Source organism: Pseudomonas crudilactis (assembly GCF_013433315.1).
In the GTDB taxonomy this organism is placed as follows: Bacteria; Pseudomonadota; Gammaproteobacteria; order Pseudomonadales; family Pseudomonadaceae; genus Aquipseudomonas; species Aquipseudomonas crudilactis.
The window spans coordinates 133,517-153,489 of the sequence record NZ_WXVV01000011.1 but is presented as its reverse complement, the minus strand read 5'-3'; the positions used below and the strand labels follow the sequence as shown (position 1 = coordinate 153,489).

At 57.6% G+C, this 19,973-nt stretch carries 10 protein-coding genes; 4 read left to right on the top strand and 6 right to left on the bottom strand.

The window, feature by feature from the left end; all coding sequences use genetic code 11:
• Positions 1-8: 8 nt before the first annotated feature.
• From GTU76_RS14250 to GTU76_RS14235, 4 genes are all read left to right on the top strand, one after another.
• A complete protein-coding gene (locus GTU76_RS14250; protein WP_180698876.1) occupies positions 9-4,823 on the top strand; it encodes a Tc toxin subunit A-related protein in 4,815 nt (1,604 codons plus the stop codon).
• On the top strand, positions 4,820-9,451 hold the full coding sequence (locus GTU76_RS14245; protein WP_180698875.1) for a SpvB/TcaC N-terminal domain-containing protein: 4,632 nt from the start codon (positions 4,820-4,822) through the stop codon (positions 9,449-9,451). Before GTU76_RS14250 ends, GTU76_RS14245 begins: the two co-directional genes overlap by 4 nt.
• Positions 9,448-12,303 carry an RHS repeat-associated core domain-containing protein gene (locus GTU76_RS14240; protein WP_246376040.1) on the top strand — a complete coding sequence of 952 codons (2,856 nt, stop codon included), beginning with the start codon at positions 9,448-9,450 and terminating at the stop codon, positions 12,301-12,303. Before GTU76_RS14245 ends, GTU76_RS14240 begins: the two co-directional genes overlap by 4 nt.
• 266 nt (positions 12,304-12,569) lie before the next feature.
• Positions 12,570-13,895, top strand: coding sequence for an OprD family porin (locus GTU76_RS14235; RefSeq protein ID WP_180698874.1), 1,326 nt, complete (start codon positions 12,570-12,572; stop codon positions 13,893-13,895).
• Between the two features lie 158 nt (positions 13,896-14,053).
• Here GTU76_RS14235 and GTU76_RS14230 read toward each other — a convergent pair whose 3' ends face one another.
• The 6 genes from GTU76_RS14230 to GTU76_RS14205 all read right to left on the bottom strand — a co-directional run bounded on the left by GTU76_RS14230 (position 14,054) and on the right by GTU76_RS14205 (position 19,959).
• Positions 14,054-14,575, bottom strand: a complete 522-nt coding sequence (locus GTU76_RS14230; RefSeq protein ID WP_180698873.1) for a hypothetical protein — start codon at positions 14,573-14,575, stop codon at positions 14,054-14,056.
• Positions 14,533-14,823: a type II toxin-antitoxin system TacA family antitoxin gene (locus GTU76_RS14225; protein ID WP_041073246.1), complete on the bottom strand. Its 291-nt coding sequence runs from the start codon at positions 14,821-14,823 to the stop codon at positions 14,533-14,535. Before GTU76_RS14225 ends, GTU76_RS14230 begins: the two co-directional genes overlap by 43 nt.
• A gap of 289 nt (positions 14,824-15,112) precedes the next feature.
• On the bottom strand, positions 15,113-15,493 hold the full coding sequence (locus GTU76_RS14220) for a DUF6124 family protein (protein ID WP_180698872.1): 381 nt from the start codon (positions 15,491-15,493) through the stop codon (positions 15,113-15,115).
• Positions 15,494-15,970: 477 nt separating this feature from the next.
• Positions 15,971-16,303, bottom strand: coding sequence for a DUF2790 domain-containing protein (locus GTU76_RS14215; RefSeq protein WP_016987580.1), 333 nt, complete (start codon positions 16,301-16,303; stop codon positions 15,971-15,973).
• A 78-nt stretch (positions 16,304-16,381) separates the two neighbouring features.
• Positions 16,382-16,585 carry a co-regulatory protein PtrA N-terminal domain-containing protein gene (locus GTU76_RS14210; protein WP_180698871.1) on the bottom strand — a complete coding sequence of 68 codons (204 nt, stop codon included), beginning with the start codon at positions 16,583-16,585 and terminating at the stop codon, positions 16,382-16,384.
• Positions 16,586-16,809: 224 nt separating this feature from the next.
• Positions 16,810-19,959: a CusA/CzcA family heavy metal efflux RND transporter gene (locus tag GTU76_RS14205; protein WP_180698870.1), complete on the bottom strand. Its 3,150-nt coding sequence runs from the start codon at positions 19,957-19,959 to the stop codon at positions 16,810-16,812.
• Positions 19,960-19,973 lie beyond the last annotated feature (14 nt).

Genomic DNA, 19,973 nt, shown 5'->3' with positions numbered 1-19,973 from the left:
GAATGATCATGACGACTGCCTTTGACGCACCCCTGAATGAGTCATTGCGTGACGCGATGCTCGCACTCTATCTGCACGAAGCCGTACCCAACGATCCCTACCTGATCGAGCTGGGACTCGCCGCGCAAATCAAGACGGCCAATGACCTCTATGAATATTGGTTGCTGGACGTGCTGGTCAGCCAGAATGTGCCGACCAGCCCCGTAGCCTGCGCCATTGCCAGTGTGCAGCAACATACCAACAGCATAATGCTGAACATCGAACCCGGTTACGGCAATGACAGCCTGACGTCTGAACAGATCAAAACCTGGCACGGCGGCCTGAACCGTTACCCGATCTGGGCCGCGATCCAGCAACTGCACTACTTTCCGGACATCTATCTGGACCCGACGCTACGGTTGACCAAGACCGCCAGTTTCGAGCAGTTCGAAAACGACCTCAACCAGGCGCAGATTCAGCCCGACACCGTACAGGCGGCGGTACTGGCGTACCTGGGACGCTTTGAAGAAGTCGCCAATTTGAAGGTCTGCAACGGCTACATCGACGGTGACGATTTCGCCAACAGCGTCTATTACTTCATCGGTAAGTCCCCGGCGGAAAACGCTTACTACTGGCGCTCGCTGGATATGAGCCAACGGCCGGTGAAGAACCCCGAAGCGACACTGGCCACTACGCCTGCCAAATATGACAAGCCTCTGCCTAACGCCTGGACCGACTGGCAAAAAGCCAATGTGCCAATTTCGGAAAAAGCCCTGGAGCACACCATTCGCCCCTGCTGGTTCAATAACCGTTTGTTCGTGATCTGGGCCGAGGTCGAGCTTCAGGACATGGATGCAATCAAGGACGAAACAAGAGCTGATATCGTCAATCTGTATCCACGGTTCCGGTTATACGCCAGCTACAAGAAATACGATGACAGCTGGAGCACGCCCCGGGTCTATATCGAAAATTATTGCCGGACGTCTGTGCTGGTTGCAAAACCACTGGAAGCGATTCAACGGGAGACTCAGACCATTGCGGTGTATGACCATTCGACATCTCCAGAGTCGATGTTCATTGCCTTGTACTCCGGCTTTGTCGCTGACGAAGTCGACGATACCGGAAGTAGAGACGCATACGACTTTCTGGAAACCCGGCGTATCGACAAAAACTTCAAAGTCACGAAACTGTTCCCGCTGTCAGGGTATGTCCCCGCGCCAGAAAATGGCCCAGAGATCTTGAAACCTGCCGATAACGGCGAAGGCACGGAAAGAGTTCAAGCGATTGGTCGGTTGTTCGCCAAAACTAACGCTGATCACTTGCAGTATTGGTTGCCTACCGGAACTCCTTTATTCGGAAGTATTGCTGTCCCGAGCACGTATCCTGCAGCGCCCCTCTGGAACTTCGATAATTTACAAGCGAACATCAAGGACAGCAGAAAAGATCAGGAACTGATCTACGATCGAAAAAATGCCAATATAAAACTTATCGTCAAACAGGAAAACGAGTTTCCGGCAATTCTGCGCACTACGATTGTCTTCGTCGCGGGGAATACTCCGATTATAAGCCTGTTGCTGGTTTACTTTGAGAAGGATATCGGTCTGCCTTATCTGCCACTGCTTGCGGGCTCCACTATAAAAGCAGACGGTACGAATGTGCTGGATGTAGAGTCGGGATCATTTGCAATTGTCGTAACAGCCCCCAATACCCCTAGAGAGGGTTTGATTACCGACCCCGACGACAAATACAGATTCTCAGTAGCTCGCACTGCCATGGGGGAATCGGCATCGCTAGAGGGCAAACGGATTACTCCTTGGGTTCTAAGTTTCTTATCTATGAGGCTATATCCGTTTGCACTCTACAGAGCGTTTCCCAACGAAGCATTGCAGATGTTTAGCGGCCATGATTACTATCAAGGCCGCATCGGTTACCAACAAGTAGTCATGTATCCAAAGGACGTCCTGACCGAGGATTTGCCAAATGGACTTTCTCAAGTCGTAAAGTTGTACTCATCCTCCATTTTTAATGAACTGGCGAAGGACGCCAGTTTTTCCATCGGTTTTTCAATCGACCAGTCGACACTTCGACCGGAAGGCTGGAAAGTCAACAAATGGCCAGAGAACGTTGACGCGCTCACCATCCCCCTTATTTATGGTGTACTGGTTTATCACTCGAACGCCAACGGATGGACTTATAAAGGTGGCGCTATCAAAGCACTGAAACTCAAGTGGGGAGAGCCGTCAGTTTTTACACAACAAGTTTCACCAGCCATCAATAACGATTCCGACACGCAGTCGTTGGGCACAGCTCAATTCATTGACTTTTCCCTCTCCAGTATCCAGCAGACCGATGGGGATACTGAATCCCGAGCGCCTATCCGCATGAATACGGTTTTTGCCAGAGAGTTGATCAGACTTGCCGAAAACGGCATGCCCTCCCTGTTGAGCTGGGGCACCCAGAAGGACCAGATAGAACCGCCCATTCCCGATGGACTCGGCGCGCAGCCCATGGATTTCTCCGGGGCCTACTACCTGTATTTCCTCGAACTGTTCCTGTACCTGCCATGGCTGGTGGCGCATCGCTTGAATGAAGAACAGCAGTACGACGAGGCCAGACACTGGCTGGCGTTTGTCTTCGATCCATCACGCCAGAGCGACGAAACCGGTCATCCCGGTTACTGGCAGTCCGTGCCACTTGAGCACGAGGTATGGCCCACCCCTCACGATCCAAGCCAGGCCATTCTGTACCCGGACGATCCACACCAGATTGCCCTGAGTTATCCGGTGCACTTTCGCAAGGCGTTGTACGCGCTCTATATCGATATCGAAAGCAATCAGGCAGACCAGGCCTATCGGGAACTGACCCCGGACGGTCTGGCCGAAGCCAAGTTGCGTTATGTGCGCATTCTCGACTTGCTGGGACCGCGCCCGGACGTTCGCCAGTTCGACGACTGGATCTCCACCGCACTGGGCAAATTGAGTACGGCGAAGAATGACGACCTGCGCGAATTCGAAAAACAATTGATCAGTGCTCAACGCCAGCTTCAGGCACAGCCACCGTTGCGCATCGGCAAAACGCCGGACTCCGAAGCCGCACCGTTGCTGTGTCTGCGCCCCTGGGAAAACGACTCATCGCTGTCCGGTGACGACAACCCGTATTTGCGCCGCCCTTTCAATCCAAACTTGATCCGGTGCTGGGATCGGGCCGATAGCCGGCTGTACAACCTGCGCCATAACCTCGACATGGCGGGCAATCCGTTGAACCTGCCATTGTTCGCCGCGCCGCTGGATCCGCGCGCCTTGCTCGCCGCCTGGGGCCAGGGGATGTCGGGCGCGGCGCTGAGGGGCCTGTTGAGTCCGCAGATTCCGCATTACCGCTTTACGTTCATGTTCGCCCTGGCACAAAACGCAGTGGACAGTGTGATCCAGTTCGGTTCGACCTTGTTGTCGTTGATCGAACGAAAGGAGTCGGCGCAATACCTTGAGTTGCAACAACAGCAGGCGTGGAATCTGGCGAAAGTGGCGGTCGATATACAGATTCAGGCTTGCAAAACAGATGAAAAAAACGAGCTCGCTCTGCAAGCCAGTCAGAAAACCATTGCGGGACGGGTCTCCTATTACCAGCAGTTGTTAAAGGATGGGCTAAGCGCCGATGAACTTATCCCCGGTGAGCTACTTAATCGCGCTACAACATCTGAAGAGAATGCACACACCATTTCAGGTGCTGGAGCTCTGGCCAAATTGGCCCCCAACGTTTTCGGATTCAGTACTGGGGGAGCAGATTGGTCAGGACCTTTTAGTGCAACTGCTTCGCGCTTATTGGCTGATGCAACGGTCAGTCGCAACTTGATGAACCTCACCGAATTGAAATCCCGATATGACCGCCGCACCCAGGAATGGACCCAGGCCTGCGAACAGGCTCTACTCGAAGCCGAACAGATCAAGGCGCAACTCGCCCTTTACGAAGAACAACACAAGGCCACCGAACTGCAATTGCGCCAGGCACAAACCGCGCTGAACCAGGCCCGGGCGACTCACGATTTCCTGCTCAGTGGCAACCGCTTCAGCCGGTCCCAGACCTACGACTGGCTCAACAGCAAGTTTGCCGGTTTCTACAACACGGCCTTCACAACCGCCCAATCGCTATGTCAGGCAGCCGAGGCCTGCTGGCAGTACGAAATGGGTGATTTCACTCAAACCTTTATCCGTCCCGGTGCATGGAACGCCAGCTACCGCGGTCTCGGTGCCGGCGAAGAGCTGAAAATGAGCCTGCAACGGATGCATGCCGATTACCTGAAAAACAACAGGCGCGACCTGGAAATCCGCAAAACCGTGTCGCTCAAGGGCCTGAAGGCCAAGGATCCAGCCTCAACCGTCAATAAAGACTGGGACGCCATCAAGCTCAGCCTGACGGCTACCGGAACCTGTGAGTTCGAACTGACGCAACCAATGTTCGACGATGATTACAAGGATCAGAATCATTACCTGCGGCGGATCAAGACCATCAGTGTGACCCTGCCGATCAGCATCGGGCCCTATAAAGATATCTGCGCCGTGCTGACGCAGAATTACAGCAAGGTCGAAATGGCCGCCACCGCCGGCACCGCCAAGGAAAACCTGCGCGTCAGCCAACAGATCGCCCTCTCCCACGGCACCGATGACAACGGCATGTTCCAGCTTAACTTTCAGGATGAGCGCTATCTGCCGTTCGAATGCACCGGGGCCATTTCAAGGTGGAGTCTGGCCCTCACCAACCTCGCGGATCGGCCGGCCCAGATCAAATCCCTCACCGACATCATCGTGCACGTTTGCTACACGGCCAGACGCGAGGGCGGTTCGCTATGAACGAACAACAGCAGCAACAGTCGACGATGCAAATCAACACCCCCGCGCTCCCGAAAATGGGCGGCGCCATCCAAAGCATCGGCAAGGGCTGGGGAGCCGTCGGCACCAACGGTGCAGCGTCGCTGGAGTTACCGCTGCCGATTTCGCCCGGTCGCGGCTTTGCCCCATCGCTGGGCTTGAATTACAAAAGCGACGTGGGCAACAGCCCGTTCGGGATCGGCTGGCAAATGATGGTCGATGCCATCACCCTGCAGACCTCCAAAGGTGTCCCGGCCTACGATGGCACGGATCCAGTCATGGGGCCTGGCGGTGATGTGTGGATGCCCGAACGCAGTGAAAGCGACGGCACCTTGATTTCCCGCATCGCGAGCACCTACAACGGCGAGCCGCTGGGAAAAACCTACACGGTGGTGCGCCACTGGCCACGGGTCGAGGGCGCGTTCGCCTTGATCGAGCATTGGTCCACTGCGACGGATGCCGCGGGATTCTGGCTGATCCACGGCGCCGACGGCAGCCTGCATGTGTATGGCACAAGCGAAAGCTCGCGCCGGGTCGATCCGGCCGACCCGCAACGTGTCGGCGTCTGGTTGATCGAGGAAAGCCTCAACACCCGCGGCGAGCACATTGTTTACGAATACAAGGCCGACACGGATTCACCCGCACCACCGCAATTGCGCGACTACCGGGCCCAGCGCTACATAAAACGCGTGTGTTATGGCAACGCCAAGGCCCACCCACATCTTTACGCGTGGAAGGCCGACAGCTGGAAAGCACAACAGTGGCATTTTCACCTGGTGTTCGATTACGGCGAACGCAGCACCGATCTTGAACAGGTGCCTACCTTCGATGAACAACAACTCTGGCCGGGTCGCAGCGACACGTACTGGATCTACAGCTACGGTTTCGAGCTGGGTACCCGCCACCTGTGCAAGCAGGTGTTGATGTTTCATGACTTCCCCAAGGAACTGGGCAATAAACCGGTTCTGGTTCAGCGCCTGCTGCTGGAACACCGGTCAAGTCCATTGGGCTACCAACACCTGACCGCGGCCCATATTCAGGCCTACGACGCGCTGGGCCAGGTGGAAAGCCGGCCGCCAACGGAGTTCAGCTATAACGCCTTCGACCTTGATTCGAAGGATCAGGGCTGGGCGCAATTCCCCGACATGCCCGGACTCAACGACGGTCAGCGCTATCAATTGGCCGACCTGTACGGCGAAGGCATGCCGGGGGTGCTGTGCCGTTACGATCAAGCCTGGTATTACCGCGAGCCGCTGCGCTGCGAAAGCGGTGGCGACAACGTGTGCTACAGCGACTGGAAACGCCTGGAGCACATTCCAGTGGCCGATAGCAGCAAACCCTTTCACCAGTCGCTCACCGACCTGACCGGCGATGGCAAGCTCGACTGGGTACTCGCCATGCCGGGGGTGTGCGGTTTCTTCACCCTCGATCCAGAACGCAACTGGTCTGATTTTGTGCCCTTCGATGCCTTCCCCAATGAATTTCTGCATCCCATGGCGCAAATCACCGACCTGATGGGCGATGGCCTGAGCGACATGGCACTGATCGGCACCCGCAGCGTGCGCTTGTATGCCAACCGTCGCGCGCAAGGGTTCGCCGATGGTATCGACGTACCTCATGAGAAAAAAACCGTCGAGGGTGATGACGATGAACTGCCGACGCTGAGCAACACCCCGCTCGAACTGGTGGCATTCGCCGATGTGCTCGGCAGCGGCCAGCAACATCTGGTGCGCATCCGCCACAACGAAGTCAAATGCTGGCCCAACCTGGGACGCGGGCGTTTCGGCAAGGGCTTTGTGCTGAGTGCCCTGCCGTTTGCCGCCCACGAATTCAACGCCGCCCAGGTATTGCTGGCCGATCTTGACGGCTCGGGGGCCGCCGATCTGATCTTCCTCGAAACTGAACGCCTGCGCATATTCATGAACCGTTGCGGCCAGGATTACGAGCAGACGTCGACCAATCTGCCCTGGCCCGAAGGCGTGCAGTACGACCGACTCTGCCAGGTCAGCACCGCCGACCTGCAAGGGCTGGGTTGTTCCAGCATCGTCCTGACGGTGCCGCACATGACGCCACGCCACTGGCGCTATGACTTTGTCAAAGCCAAGCCCTATCTGGCCAGCCGCACCTGCAACAACATGGGCGCCAGCACCGGCGTGACCTATCGCAGTTCGGCACAGGAATGGCTGGATGAAAAACGCGAGCAACACGCGATCGGCATAGACAATCCGGTGTCCCGACTACCGTTTGCCATGCACCTGGTCAGTCGGCAAACACAGTTCGACGACATCACCGGTAATCGACTGACACAGTGTTTTACCTACCGCGGTGGCCATTACGACCGACGTGAGCGCGAGTTTCGCGGCTTTCGTTTGCTGCAACAGACCGATACCGAAGCCAGCGCGGCGGAGCGTGCATCCACCGGTTTCACCGCCCCGATCCTGAGCAAGACCTGGTTCCACACCGGTGACACGATCGATCCTGCGAGGGACGGCTATTACGATCGCGATACCTTGGCCGTGGACTTGCAGACCACGCTGCTGCACCACTACCACTTCAACGATCGGGCAACGCAACCCTTCACCGACCCGGACGAAGGCACGGCCCATGAAATAGCCCGCGCCCTGAGCGGCCGGGTGCTGCGTTCGGAAGTCTTTGCGGCCGACGACGACCCGAAAACCGCCGTGCCCTACGTCGTACAGGAAAATCGCGCACTGGTGCGGGTGCTGCGTCCCAAAGGGGTACACCAGCCCTACGCGGTGCTGCAACCGATGGACCTCGAGTCGATCAGCTACCAGTACGAGCCCTCGATTGATGACGACCCGTCTTGCCAGCATCAGATCAAACTTGAGTGGGACGAATTCGGCATGTGTCTCCACGAGTTCACTGTGCACTACGCTCGGCGCAAAACCGTCGAGGATACGCCGCCCTTCAGTGACGATCATCAGAAGACCTGGTGGAGGGACGCCCATGACGACGCACAACAAAACTGGTACCTGACGCAAACCAAAACCCTGCCGCTGCATTTGCCGGATCGCGAGGCGTGGCGTTTGAACCTGCCCTTCCAGATTCGCAGCAACGCCCTGGTTCTGCCGAAGCAGGCACTGACCCCGGCCACGATCAATTACGCGCATTTCCTTGAACAGAGCAAGGACGACGGCGAGTGGGCAGCACAATCGGTGCTGACAGGGCTGTCCTTGCAGCACTACATGAACCCCAAGGACGGCGAAACCCCACTTGCTCCGGGTCAGGCGAGCTTCGAAGGCCTGCCCGCTCATGTCGAAATAGCGGAACTGGATGAAGTCGCCCTGAGCGCTTATGACAAACTCAAGGATGAGCATGGCAACATGCCGTTCAACCTTAAAGACAAACTCGAATCGCCTGAGGTGGGCTACCACATCATGGCGCTGTTTTTGCCCGAGGCGGCCGGGCAAGTGATTAAGGACGCGGGCGACGCGAAGAACTACCTGTGGTCGGTACACCGAGGGTTCCCCATCTACCAGCTCGACGGGTTTTATAACGTCTGCAAGTACCGGGAAACCCGCAGTCACGGCGAGACACAGATCACCTACGACGCCTACGCTTGCCTGACCACCGCCGTGACGTTGCCCGACGGTTGCACCACACGCATCCTTGGGGTCGATTACCGGACCTTCCTGCCGGCGGCCGTCGAGGATGCCAATCGTAATGTCCACGAGGCACGGTGTAACGCCTTCGGCGAGCCGCTGGTGATCAGTTTCCAAGGCACCGAGCTAGGGCAACCCGTGGGGTTTGACAGGTTGGACACCTATGTCCCGCCACCGGATCGCGACCCGGCCATCGCCATTGCCGATCCGAAAAAAGCCATCGGCAACTTTGCCAGCGTCGGTTTCAGCGACCCGTTCAGCTGGATGGGACGGATTTCCCGCACCTCGCCCCCCGCCCCGGCATGGCTGGCGTGGGCCAGGGGCGAAGGGTTTGTGCTGCCCGACGGGCACCTCTGCGACCGAGCGCGGCAGCACCTGGCCGGGCTGGAAAACCTTACCCCTGACGAGGCCCTGCTCAAACAGCAGATCGACGCGGCACAGCGTGAGCCGGTGTTTTCAGCGGCCCTGCTGGCCGACCGCTATCCCGGCGACGAAGCGATGCAAGTACGGATCAGCATCGTCTGCTGGGACGGCTTCGGCCGCACACTGCAAACCAAACAGGAAGTCGAGCCGGGCAAATCCTGGCGGGTCGATGCAAACGGTGAGCTGATCCTCAACTCCGATGGCACCCCGGAGGAGTCCGAAGTACCGCGACGCTGGCGCGTCAGCGAACCGGTGGAATACAACAACAAGGGCAAAACAGTACGGATTTATCGTCCCTACTTTGCCGATCAGCCGCGTTACATCAATGATCGGTCGATGCGTCAGCATGCCATTTTCGATCAACAGTTCTACGACGCGGCGGGCCGTCCGAGCGAAACGGTGCTGGCCAGAAAAATGCTGCAAGGCGATCCGCCGCAACTCAAACCGTTGCGACGCCAGGTGTGGTACTGGATCTGGTGCAATGTAGCGTTCGACGAAAACGACCTGTTTGAGCCACCGCCAGAACAACGACGAAGCAACTGGTGGAAGAGCCCGCAAACATGACGACTGACACCCCGCGCTTGTCCGCCATCGACGGCCGTGGCCTGCCGGTGCGGCAGGTTGCGTACTGGCGCGAGGCTGTCGAGACCGAGGCTCGAATCACCCGTCAGTTGCATGACGCTGCCGGACGGTTGCGCGCACAGCGTGATCCACGCCAGCTGACGCCTGCCAACCTCACCACGCTTTATTCGCTGTCCGGTCAGGTGTTGAGCACCAGCAGCGTCGATGCCGGATGGCGTGTCAGCCTGTTGGGTGAGGCGCATCAATCGGTACTGAACCGGGATGGCCGAGGCAGTGAGCGGCGGATGGAATACGACAAACTGATACGACCGCTTGCGCTCTTCGAGCAGGCGGTGGATGGCGAGCCGTTGTGCACGGAACGTTATGGTTATGGCAGCAGCGAGCCGGCATTTGCCACGCGCAACCAGTGCGGGCAACTGATTCGCCATGATGATCCGGCCGGCACGCAGTTGTTCGAACAGTTCGGGTTGAGCGGTGGCGTCATGCAGCAGACTCGACATTTTCTGCACTCCCTCGAATCCCCCGACTGGCCCGAACCGCTGCCCGACCGCGACGTATTGCTCGAAACCGGCGCCGGGGCTATGAGCCGCTCGGTGTTCAATGCCCTGGGCGAAACCATTGAACAGACTGACGCCAAAGGTCACCGCCAGTTCTTCGCACAGAACCTCGCCGGACAGTTGCACGAAGTACGCCTGCAACTGGATAAACAACCCCAGCCGAAAACTCTGGTCCACGCCATCCAGTACAACGCCCACGGCCAGACCGAACAGGAAACCGCCGGCAACGGCGTCATCACCGCACTGCACTATGCGCCCGAGGATAGTCGCCTGACCCGACTGCAAGCCAGACGCAACGACGAACGCCTGCAAGACTTGCACTATGCCTATGACCCGGTCGGCAATGTCATCAGCATCGAAGACGCCGCGCTGCCGATCCGTTATTTCGCCAACCAGCGCATCGAGCCGATCAACCGCTATGGGTATGACAGCCTCTATCAGTTGGTCAAAGCAACGGGATGGGAGGCTGGTGGCGCCAATCAGGGCCCGTCGTTTTCGGCATTCAACGATCCGGCCGCAGTCACCCGGTACACCCAGACCTATCGCTATGATCGCGCTGGCAATCTCCTGGAACTGACTCACGAAGGCGCGCAAAAACACGGCCATCGCCTGCTCGCCGACGCCCAAAGCAACCGCTGTCTACCCGTGTTGAATGACGTGGAGCCGGACGAGGAAGATTTTCGCAAAGGCTTCGATGCCAACGGCAATCTGCTCGCCCTGCAACCCGGCCAATCTTTGCACTGGGATCTGCGCAACCAGTTGCGCGAAGTCAGAGCGGTTGAGCGTGACGGCGCGGCTGACGACAGCGAGCGCTACGACTACGGCGCCGACGGCATGCGCCTGCGCAAAACCCGGCAAACGCAAACCAATGTCCGGACGCTGATCGCCGAAACCCGTTATCTGCCTAACCTGCAAATCCGCACCCACAGCGGCACGGGCGAAACGTTGCAGATCATCAGCGTTCAGGCCGGGCGCAGCAGCGTGCAGGTGTTGCACTGGGAATCCGAACCGCCCAACGACATCAACAACGATCAACTGCGTTACAGCCTCAGCGACCATTTGGGTTCCTGCGCGCTGGAACTCGACAGGGAGGGCCTGGTAATCAGTCATGAGCGCTATCACCCGTTTGGCACCACCGCGTGGTTTGCCGGGCGCGAAGAGATCGAGGCGAGTTACAAAATCCTCCGCTATTCGGGCAAGGAGCGGGATGCGACGGGGCTTTATTACTATGGGTTCAGGTATTACGTGGCGTGGCTGCAGCGGTGGTTAAATCCTGATCCCGCCGCAGACGCCGCCGGGTTGAATTACTTTCGCTTTGTCGACGGCAATCCGGTCATGAATATTGACCCTGACGGACTGAATTCAGAAAGAGCGCAAGATCTATGGCGGTTACTCCGCCACAGTGTTGTCAATGAGAAGCGAGACATCGTCACAATGGTTCCCGGCATTATCGCTGTCTCTCTTGAGGGAGACGCCGATTATTTCCAAGCGAGGGGATTTGACCAATCTCGCAGATTCATCGGCAAGAGGACACTTATGTATCTTTCGATCGATTCGAGTTACGAAGGCAAAATAGCGGGTGGCGACCAGCCTGTGCGCCTGAAATCGGGATCAGCTAGCCATTTGAATGCGGCGATCAACAAAGCGGACGCCAGGTGGAGCGCCTACCTCAATGGCGGTTTTTACAATCTCCAGCAGCGAGCTTCCAGGCAAGCACCTAAATGGGCTTCGATTGGTACCAGCTTCGTCGATGGGCAATACCGACCATCACTGCCCCTTCCTGCTGCCTACGCTGACACGTATGTCGATTTGAAAATGAGCAATGGCTCGCTCATTCAGACGGCCCCCTTGCTTGCCAAAAACGGTGAAGCGCAATTTACCGAGATGCGTCTTCAAGAGGCCAGATTCAAATTCAATGCAAAGGCCAATCTTCCAGGTGAGCTTGGGCACGCCGATCAACCCAACAATCGCTCGGCAATCAGCCTTCTGAACAAAGAAAGCGAAGTCAAAGACCGCACACGACTGGTGATTGGAATCGGCGACTCCCGTCGCAAAGATGATTCTTCCGGATTCACCATGCCAGAGTGGTCAGACGTCATGGCCAGAATCGACCGTTTGAATAAAGTACCAGGCGAGTCGTTTAATCTGGACGGCGGGGACTCTACTGCGCTGGGTGTGTTGAGCCGATCGGGTTTCTTGTTTATGGATGCGGGCGCCCCAGGCAATCCAAATCGATCGACAGGCAGCTTCATTGCGTTCTCGAAAAAATCCCCCTGAAAGCGAGACTGACCGCGAAAGCGTCGACACAATCAGCATCTTCCGTGGCTGCCACTGCGCCATCGCGAGCAGGCTCACTCCTACAAAGGTGCGCGGCCCCTGGCGCTTCACGCACATGACGAAATTGTAATTCCCTCATCACCTTGGCGTTATCCGCAGCTTGCAACGATGTGACCCGGCGACCAATGCCGGCGGGCCCTTGCCTGTCGCACAACAAAACCCACGCCGAAGCACGTTCCCGTTCTGCCGAACCCAAGGAGTGTTTGATGGTTAACCCTAGAAAAATATCGATGGCCGCTTTAGCGGTGGTGGTCGGCTCAGGGCCGTCCGTGGTGTTTGCAGAAGACAAGCCCGAAGGCTTTGTCGAAGGCAGCAGCCTGACGGTGCTAAACCGCAATTTCTACTTCAATCGTGATCATCGCAATGGCCAGTCCAGCCCCACCGGCAACGGTTATTCCGAAGCCTGGGCGCATGCCGTGATCAGCAAGTTCGAATCCGGTTTCACCCAGGGCACCGTCGGCGTCGGTGTCGATGCGTTTGCGATGATCGGGCTGAAACTCGATACCGGTGACGGGCGCAACGGTGGGCGCAGTTCGTTTGATGTGTTGCCGGTCAACAGTGACGGCGAGGCGCGGGACGAATACACCAAGGTCGGTGGCGCTGCGAAAATCCGGGCGTTCGATACGGTGGTCAGGGTCGGTGATGTGTTCCCGGCCAACCCGATGGTCGCGGCCGGTGATTCGCGCTTGCTGCCGGAAAGTTTTCGCGGCGTGACGGCGACCAACACCAGCATCGAAGGTCTGTCGGTGCAGGGTGGCCGGTTGCATGCAATGAGCCAACCGGTGTCCAGCGACATGCGCGAGAACTTCGCGACCTTCTACGCAGGCCCGGTCAATTCGCCGTGGATCGCGTATGGCGGCGGCGATTACGTGCTGAACAAAAACCTCAGTTTCAGCTTGTATTCCAGCCGTCTCAAGGATGCGTGGAATCAGTATTACGCCGGTACAGCCTGGACGTATCCGCTGTCCGATGACCTCTCACTGTTCGGTGGGCTGAACTATTACAAGGCCGTCGATGAAGGCAAACAACTGCTCGGCGAGTTCGACAACAACATCTGGAGCGGCCGCGTTGGCGTAAAACTCGGCGCCCACTCCGTCGCCCTCTCCCACCAGCGCAACAACGGCAATGACGACTTCGATTACCTGCGCCAGTCCGACTCGATTTTCCTCGACAACTCCATCCAGTACAGCGACTTCAACTCGCCGAAAGAGCGTTCGTGGATGGTGCGTTATGACCTCGACATGACGACCTATGGCGTGCCCGGTCTGTCATTCATGACCCGTTACGCACGCGGCACCGACGCCGATTATTCCAATGCCAACGCGGTGTACATGCGCCGCGATGCCGAGGGTAATCCGCTGACCGATCAGAAACGTTGGGAGCGCGATATCGAAGTCAAATACGTGGTGCAAAGCGGCTCGATGAAAGACCTGTCGCTGCGTTTGCGCCAAGCCACCACCCGCGCCACGGCGTTCGAGTCGGATCTGGATGAAGTGCGGGTGATTGTCGAGTATCCGCTGGCGATTCTTTGATTGCGCGGTTGATGCAAATTCACCTTTAGAAGCTCCTTGCTCCTTTGGTAAGAGGTGAATCTTTTGGCGTCCTTCGGGGCGCTTTTTTTTGCTCTGCGGTCGCGACATAATCAACCCGCTATCGAGACAACCTAGCGGGTAGCTGATTAAGCCAAGCTTTAGCGTAAAGGCAGCATCAGGGTTATAGGCGAAATGTCGGGGCACGGAATGAATCCCGCGTACTTGATATAAAAGCTCGACAGCCGATCATTCAAGGGATGAACAATTATTGCACTGGATCCGATCGACTGAGACGCGTTGAGGGCTCTTTCAATCGCATCTTGCAGTAAATCGACAGCGAAACCTTGGCCCTGAGCTTCCCGTGTTACGCCCATACGCCCCAATAGAGTGACCGGATGGACACTGGGCGAATTGCGTTGACTGCTTTTCGGCATGACGCTGGCACGGGCGACTGATCCGCTGGAAAGCGTGTAATAGGCCATCACATTCGACGTGCCTTTGAGGCAACTGACGTACACAACAGCCTGCTTGGTGGATTGGGCTTTTCGCGCCTTCCTCAGCAGGTATTGGTCAATGGTCACCTCACCAGAATCGAAGGCATCGAGTTCGTGTCGGTCGTTGAGCTTCTCGGGGGCGGTCAACTCCAACGTTTTGGACGTGCGAGCAGTTGGTGCAGGCATTCGTTACCTCGAGCCGGATTGGCTTCAATAGCCTGTTCGAATGCGTCAAATGCGCTGTCGTCGAGAAGGAACAGTCGTTTATCCAGAATCACCTCTTCAGCTTTTTGGCAGGCAGCTTCCAGGATAAAACTTGTGCGATCACGACCAGACATGGCGGCTGCCAAATCGATCAGATTACGTTTCTTTTCGTCCGCTCTCATGTTGATTGGAACGGGTTTGGATTTCTCAACGCTTTCAGTTGTGGACATTGTTCTGTTTCCCATCTGAGTAGGTGATGTTGGAACTGGAGCCTCCTTATGGCGTTAGCACATCAGCTTTTGTTTATTTTTCATTTTCTGACTCCTTGAGTGGCCCGGAGAGGTTTGGGCCATGCTCTGAACGTGAGATCTAAAGTTTGAGGTTCGAAGCCATGAGAGCGGCTTCGGAGTCGATTCTATACCGACCGTGTAGCCAATGCATACACACGTATAGCTTTCAGATACACGGTCGTTTTGTTTACCTATTGCGAGAAAAAGCCCCCCGCCAAAGGACCTTCGCCTACGTCGTGACCTCCACGTTATCCAGCGCTTTGTTCACCGCCAGCTCGCCAAGCATGACGACCTGCGCAATCCCCAACAGCGTCTTGCGGTGGGTGCCTTCCAGCATCGCCGCGAAGTCACCGAGCATCACCGTGGCCGACGACAGCGATTCGCTGGCATTGGCCAGTAGTGATTCGGTGTCGGCTTTGGGATTGACCAGGAACATCTGGTTGGGAACGTACGGCGCAGACATGATGGCGGCTGAGGGTTTGAGGTAGAAATCGAGGGCGCGGTCGGCGGCTTCGTGGAGTTTTCTAGTCTCAATGGAGACGTAGGGGGATGTTGAGGTGGCGTCAGGGATAGCGTCTGTTTCGGGGGGATTCGGGGTTGGCTTTTTCATAAGGTTCATCTTCTGTTCTGATAGTGGAGCTGGCCCATTCGGTTCCAATCGAAAGGGTGGCAGCTGTACGCAGGTTGGAACCCGGGGAACAGAAAACCCGACAGACTCGAAGTCTCCCGCGCACAGCTGCCATAACGAACTGCATACCATCAAAGGTGTGCAAGCATACGTCATGAAAAGTGCTTTCGCTTTCTGTAAAGCCACGGGGTTCCAATCCCGATCGCTGAATTGGCAGCGACCCACACAGGCTAGAGAGCGGACGTCCGACGGACAACCTGAAAACATTGTGGGAAGGTTCCGCACTTCCCACACAACCTTTAAACATCACGAATTGAAATACGCAGCGTGATATTGCGATTCGACCCTGTAGGAGCTGCCGAAGGCTGCGATCTTTTGATCTTGATCTTTAAAAATCAAAGTCAAAAGATCGCAGCCTTCGGCAGCTCCTACACGGGACCGCGTTTCGCCGTGAAGGATTCAGCTCCCGCCGTTTCGACACACGCCCATCACGTTGTACTTGATGGTGTTGAGCTGTCCCTTGGAGTCCTCATAAGTCATCGCGGTGGGCACCACTTTGCACGCAGGCTGCGGCTTCACCACGCTCACCACTTTGACCACGTCCAGCTTCATTCCGTATTCGTAATCCTTCATCACCGGCGGCGCTTTGCCCTGGTTGGCGGCGTACTGTTCCATGGCTTTTGCATTGGCGCTCAGCGCGCGCTCAAAAGTACGGTCACCACCGCCTTCGGCCAGCACATTCACAGACATCGCCATGACTGCAGTGAATGCAATCAACTTGAGTACTTTCATATCGCTTTCCTTCACATCCGGGCGTAAAAAAAGCCCGGCATCGATGCGCGATAACGGGCTTGTTCAGGTGCAGAAGACTTACAGTTCGCGGGTCTTCTCGTCTTTCTTGTCAGTGACGACAACCGGGTTGCCGGCGGCTTTTTCCTTGGCGACGAACAACTCCATGGAGCGGTCGTTGCTGGTCATCATCCGCTCGAATGTGCGGTCACCGCCGCCTTCGGCCAGGGCCACGGAAGAGATCGCCAGAGCGGCGGCGAAAGCACTGAGTCGGGTAAGTTTCATCTTTGATTCCTCGTTTAAGTAACTGACGGGATCAAAGTAACAAGGCGCACCTTTCGTGACGGTGGCGGGGAAATTACATATCCGTTATGTGCCTGCCCAATCGTCTGGATGGCCGCAAAACTACTGTGGGAGCGAGCTTGCTCGCGAAGAGGCCGTATCAGTCGACTGATTAGTCGAATGACACAACGCCTTCGCGAGCAAGCTCGCTCCCACAGGGGGATTAACTATTGAATTGGAACAGCGTCCTCATCCCGGCGATGGGCGAGTTGATAGAGCGCCGGCAAGATCAGCAGCGTCAGGATCGTCGAAGACAGAATCCCGCCGATCACCACGGTCGCCAGTGGCCGCTGCACCTCCGCACCTGTGCCGGTCGCCAGCGCCATCGGAATAAACCCCAGCGACGCCACCAGCGCTGTCATCAACACCGGCCGCAAACGCGTCAACGCACCCTCGTGGATCGCGTCCGACAGCGACCGCCCCTCCTCGCGCAAATTACGAATAAACGCAATCATCACCAGCCCGTTCAACACCGCCACCCCGGACAACGCGATAAACCCGACACCCGCCGAAATCGACAACGGAATATCGCGCAACCACAACGCCATGACCCCACCGGTCAAGGCAAACGGAATCCCGGTAAACACCAGCAAGCCGTCCTTGAGATTGTTGAACATCATGAACAACAACCCGAACACCAGCAGCAGCGCCACCGGCACCACGATCTGCAAGCGCTTGGCGGCCGATTGCAGTTGCTCGAACTGCCCGCCCCAACTGGTCCAGTAACCGGCCGGGACCTGCACATCTCGCTCGATCACCTCACCGGCCTCGCTGACAAATGAACCGATATCACGCCCGCGCACGTTGGCGCTGACGATCACCAGACGCTTGCCGTTCTCGCGGCTGACCTGATTCGGCCCGAGCACCAAATCGAGGCTGGCGACGTCTTGCAGCGCGATGAAACCGATCTGATTGGCCGCGCCATTCACCGCAGGCACCGGAATCAGCAGCGCCGACAAGCCGTCGATGTCCTTGCGCATGGCATCGGACAGGCGCACGACCATATCGAAACGCCGATCACCCTCATACAACGTCCCGGCCTTACGCCCGCCGACTGCAACGGCAATGGTGTCCTGCACATCCCCGACGTTGAGCCCGTAACGCGCGGCTTTATCGCGATCGATGTTGATGGTCAGCACCGGCAACCCGGTGGTCTGTTCGACTTTCACCTCGGATGCGCCGTTGACCTTCTGCATCGCTGCGGCAATTTTCGCAGCGGTGGCATTGAGCACGTCCATGTCATCGCCGAATACCTTCACCGCGACATCGCTGCGCACGCCGGAAATCAGTTCGTTGAAACGCAATTGAATCGGCTGCGACAGTTCATAGTTGCTGCCCGGCAACGTCGCGGCGGCGGCTTGCAGTTCGGCCATCAGGGTTTCGCGGGACTTGCCCGGATCCGGCCACTGCTCTTTCGGCTTGAGCATCACGTAGCTGTCGGAGATATTCGGCGGCATCGGATCGGAAGCGATTTCGGCGGTACCGGTGCGGGCAAACACGCGCTCGACTTCCGGCACCTTCGCCAGAATCAACGTCTCCAGTCGCTGCTGCATATCCACCGATTGCGTCAGGCTGGTGCCCGGCACACGCAGCGCTTGCAGGGCAAAATCACCTTCGCTGAGGCTGGGCACAAACTCGCTGCCCATACGACTGGTGAGCACGCCGCTAAGCACGATCACACCCAACGCCGCGCTCACGGCCACCGCGCGATTGGACATCACCCATGCCAGCGCCGGCGCATAAACGTGACGTGCGCCGCGCATCACTGCGCCCTCTTCTTCCTTGACCTTGCCGGTCACGAACAAAGCAATGGCCGCCGGTACAAAGGTCACCGACAACAGCATCGCGCCAAGCAACGCAATCACCACGGTGAACGCCATCGGGTGGAACATTTTCCCTTCGACGCCGCTCAACGCGAAGATCGGCAGGTACACCACCATGATGATCAACTGCCCGAAAATCAACGGTCGCCGCGCCTCTTTCGCTGCCGCGAACACTTCCTTGAAACGCTCGGCGCGGGTCAACAATCGCCCGTGATGCTGCTGCGCATGGGCGAGTCGACGCAGGGTGTTTTCAACGATGACCACCGCGCCGTCAACGATGATGCCGAAATCCAGCGCGCCGAGGCTCATCAGGTTGGCGCTGACTTTATTGCTGAACATCCCGGTGAACGTGAACAGCATCGACAGCGGAATCACCATCGCGGTAATCAGTGCCGCGCGGATGTTGCCGAGGAACAGAAACAGAATCGCGATCACCAGAATCGCGCCTTCGATGAGGTTCTTTTTCACCGTGGCAATGGCTTTGTCGACCAGATGCGTACGGTCGTACACCGGCACCGCGATCACGCCTTGCGGTAAGGACTTGTTGATCTGCTCCAGCTTGCTGGCCACTGCTTGGGAGACCGTGCGGCTGTTCTCGCCGATCAGCATAAACACGGTGCCGAGCACCACTTCGCGACCGTTTTCTGTGGCCGCACCGCTGCGCAATTCGCGGCCGATTTCCACTGTCGCGACGTTCTTCACGCGGATCGGCGTGCCGTCGACATTGGCCATGACGATGTTGGCGATGTCCTCGGTGCTCGCCACCTGCCCCGGTGCGCGGATCAGCAATTGCTCGCCGCTGCGCTCGATGTAACCGGCGCCGACGTTGGCGTTGTTACGCTCAAGCGCGGTGACCAGATCGGTGAGGGTCAGCTTGTACGCGGCCAGGCGTTTCGGGTCCGGCGCGATCTGATATTCCTTGGCGAAACCGCCGATGGTGTTGATCTCGGCGACACCCGGCACGTTGCGCAATTGCGGCTTGATGATCCAGTCCTGAATCACCCGCAGATCGGTCGGCGTGTACGCGGTGCCGTCGTCCTTGAGCGCGCCCTCCTTCGCCTCGACCGTCCACAGAAAAATCTCGCCGAGGCCGGTGGAAATCGGCCCCATGACCGCCTCCGCGCCTTCGGGCAATTGCTCCTTGGCGATCTGCAAACGCTCGTTGACCAATTGGCGGGCGAAGAACAGATCGGTGCCGTCCTTGAAGATCACCGTGACTTGCGAGAGGCCCGAGCGCGACAGCGAACGGGTCTGTTCGAGTGCCGGCAGCCCGGCCATCGCGGTTTCAATAGGGAAGGTGATGCGCTGCTCGGTCTCCAGCGGCGAGAATCCGGCGGCGCCGGTGTTGATCTGCACCTGGACGTTGGTGATGTCGGGCACGGCGTCGATCGGCAGTTTTTGATAACTGGCGATGCCGAGGCCGGCCATGAGCAGAACGGCGAGCAGGACGATGATGCGCTGCTCGATGGCAAACTGGATCAGGCGTTCGAACATGGGAGTCTTCCGGA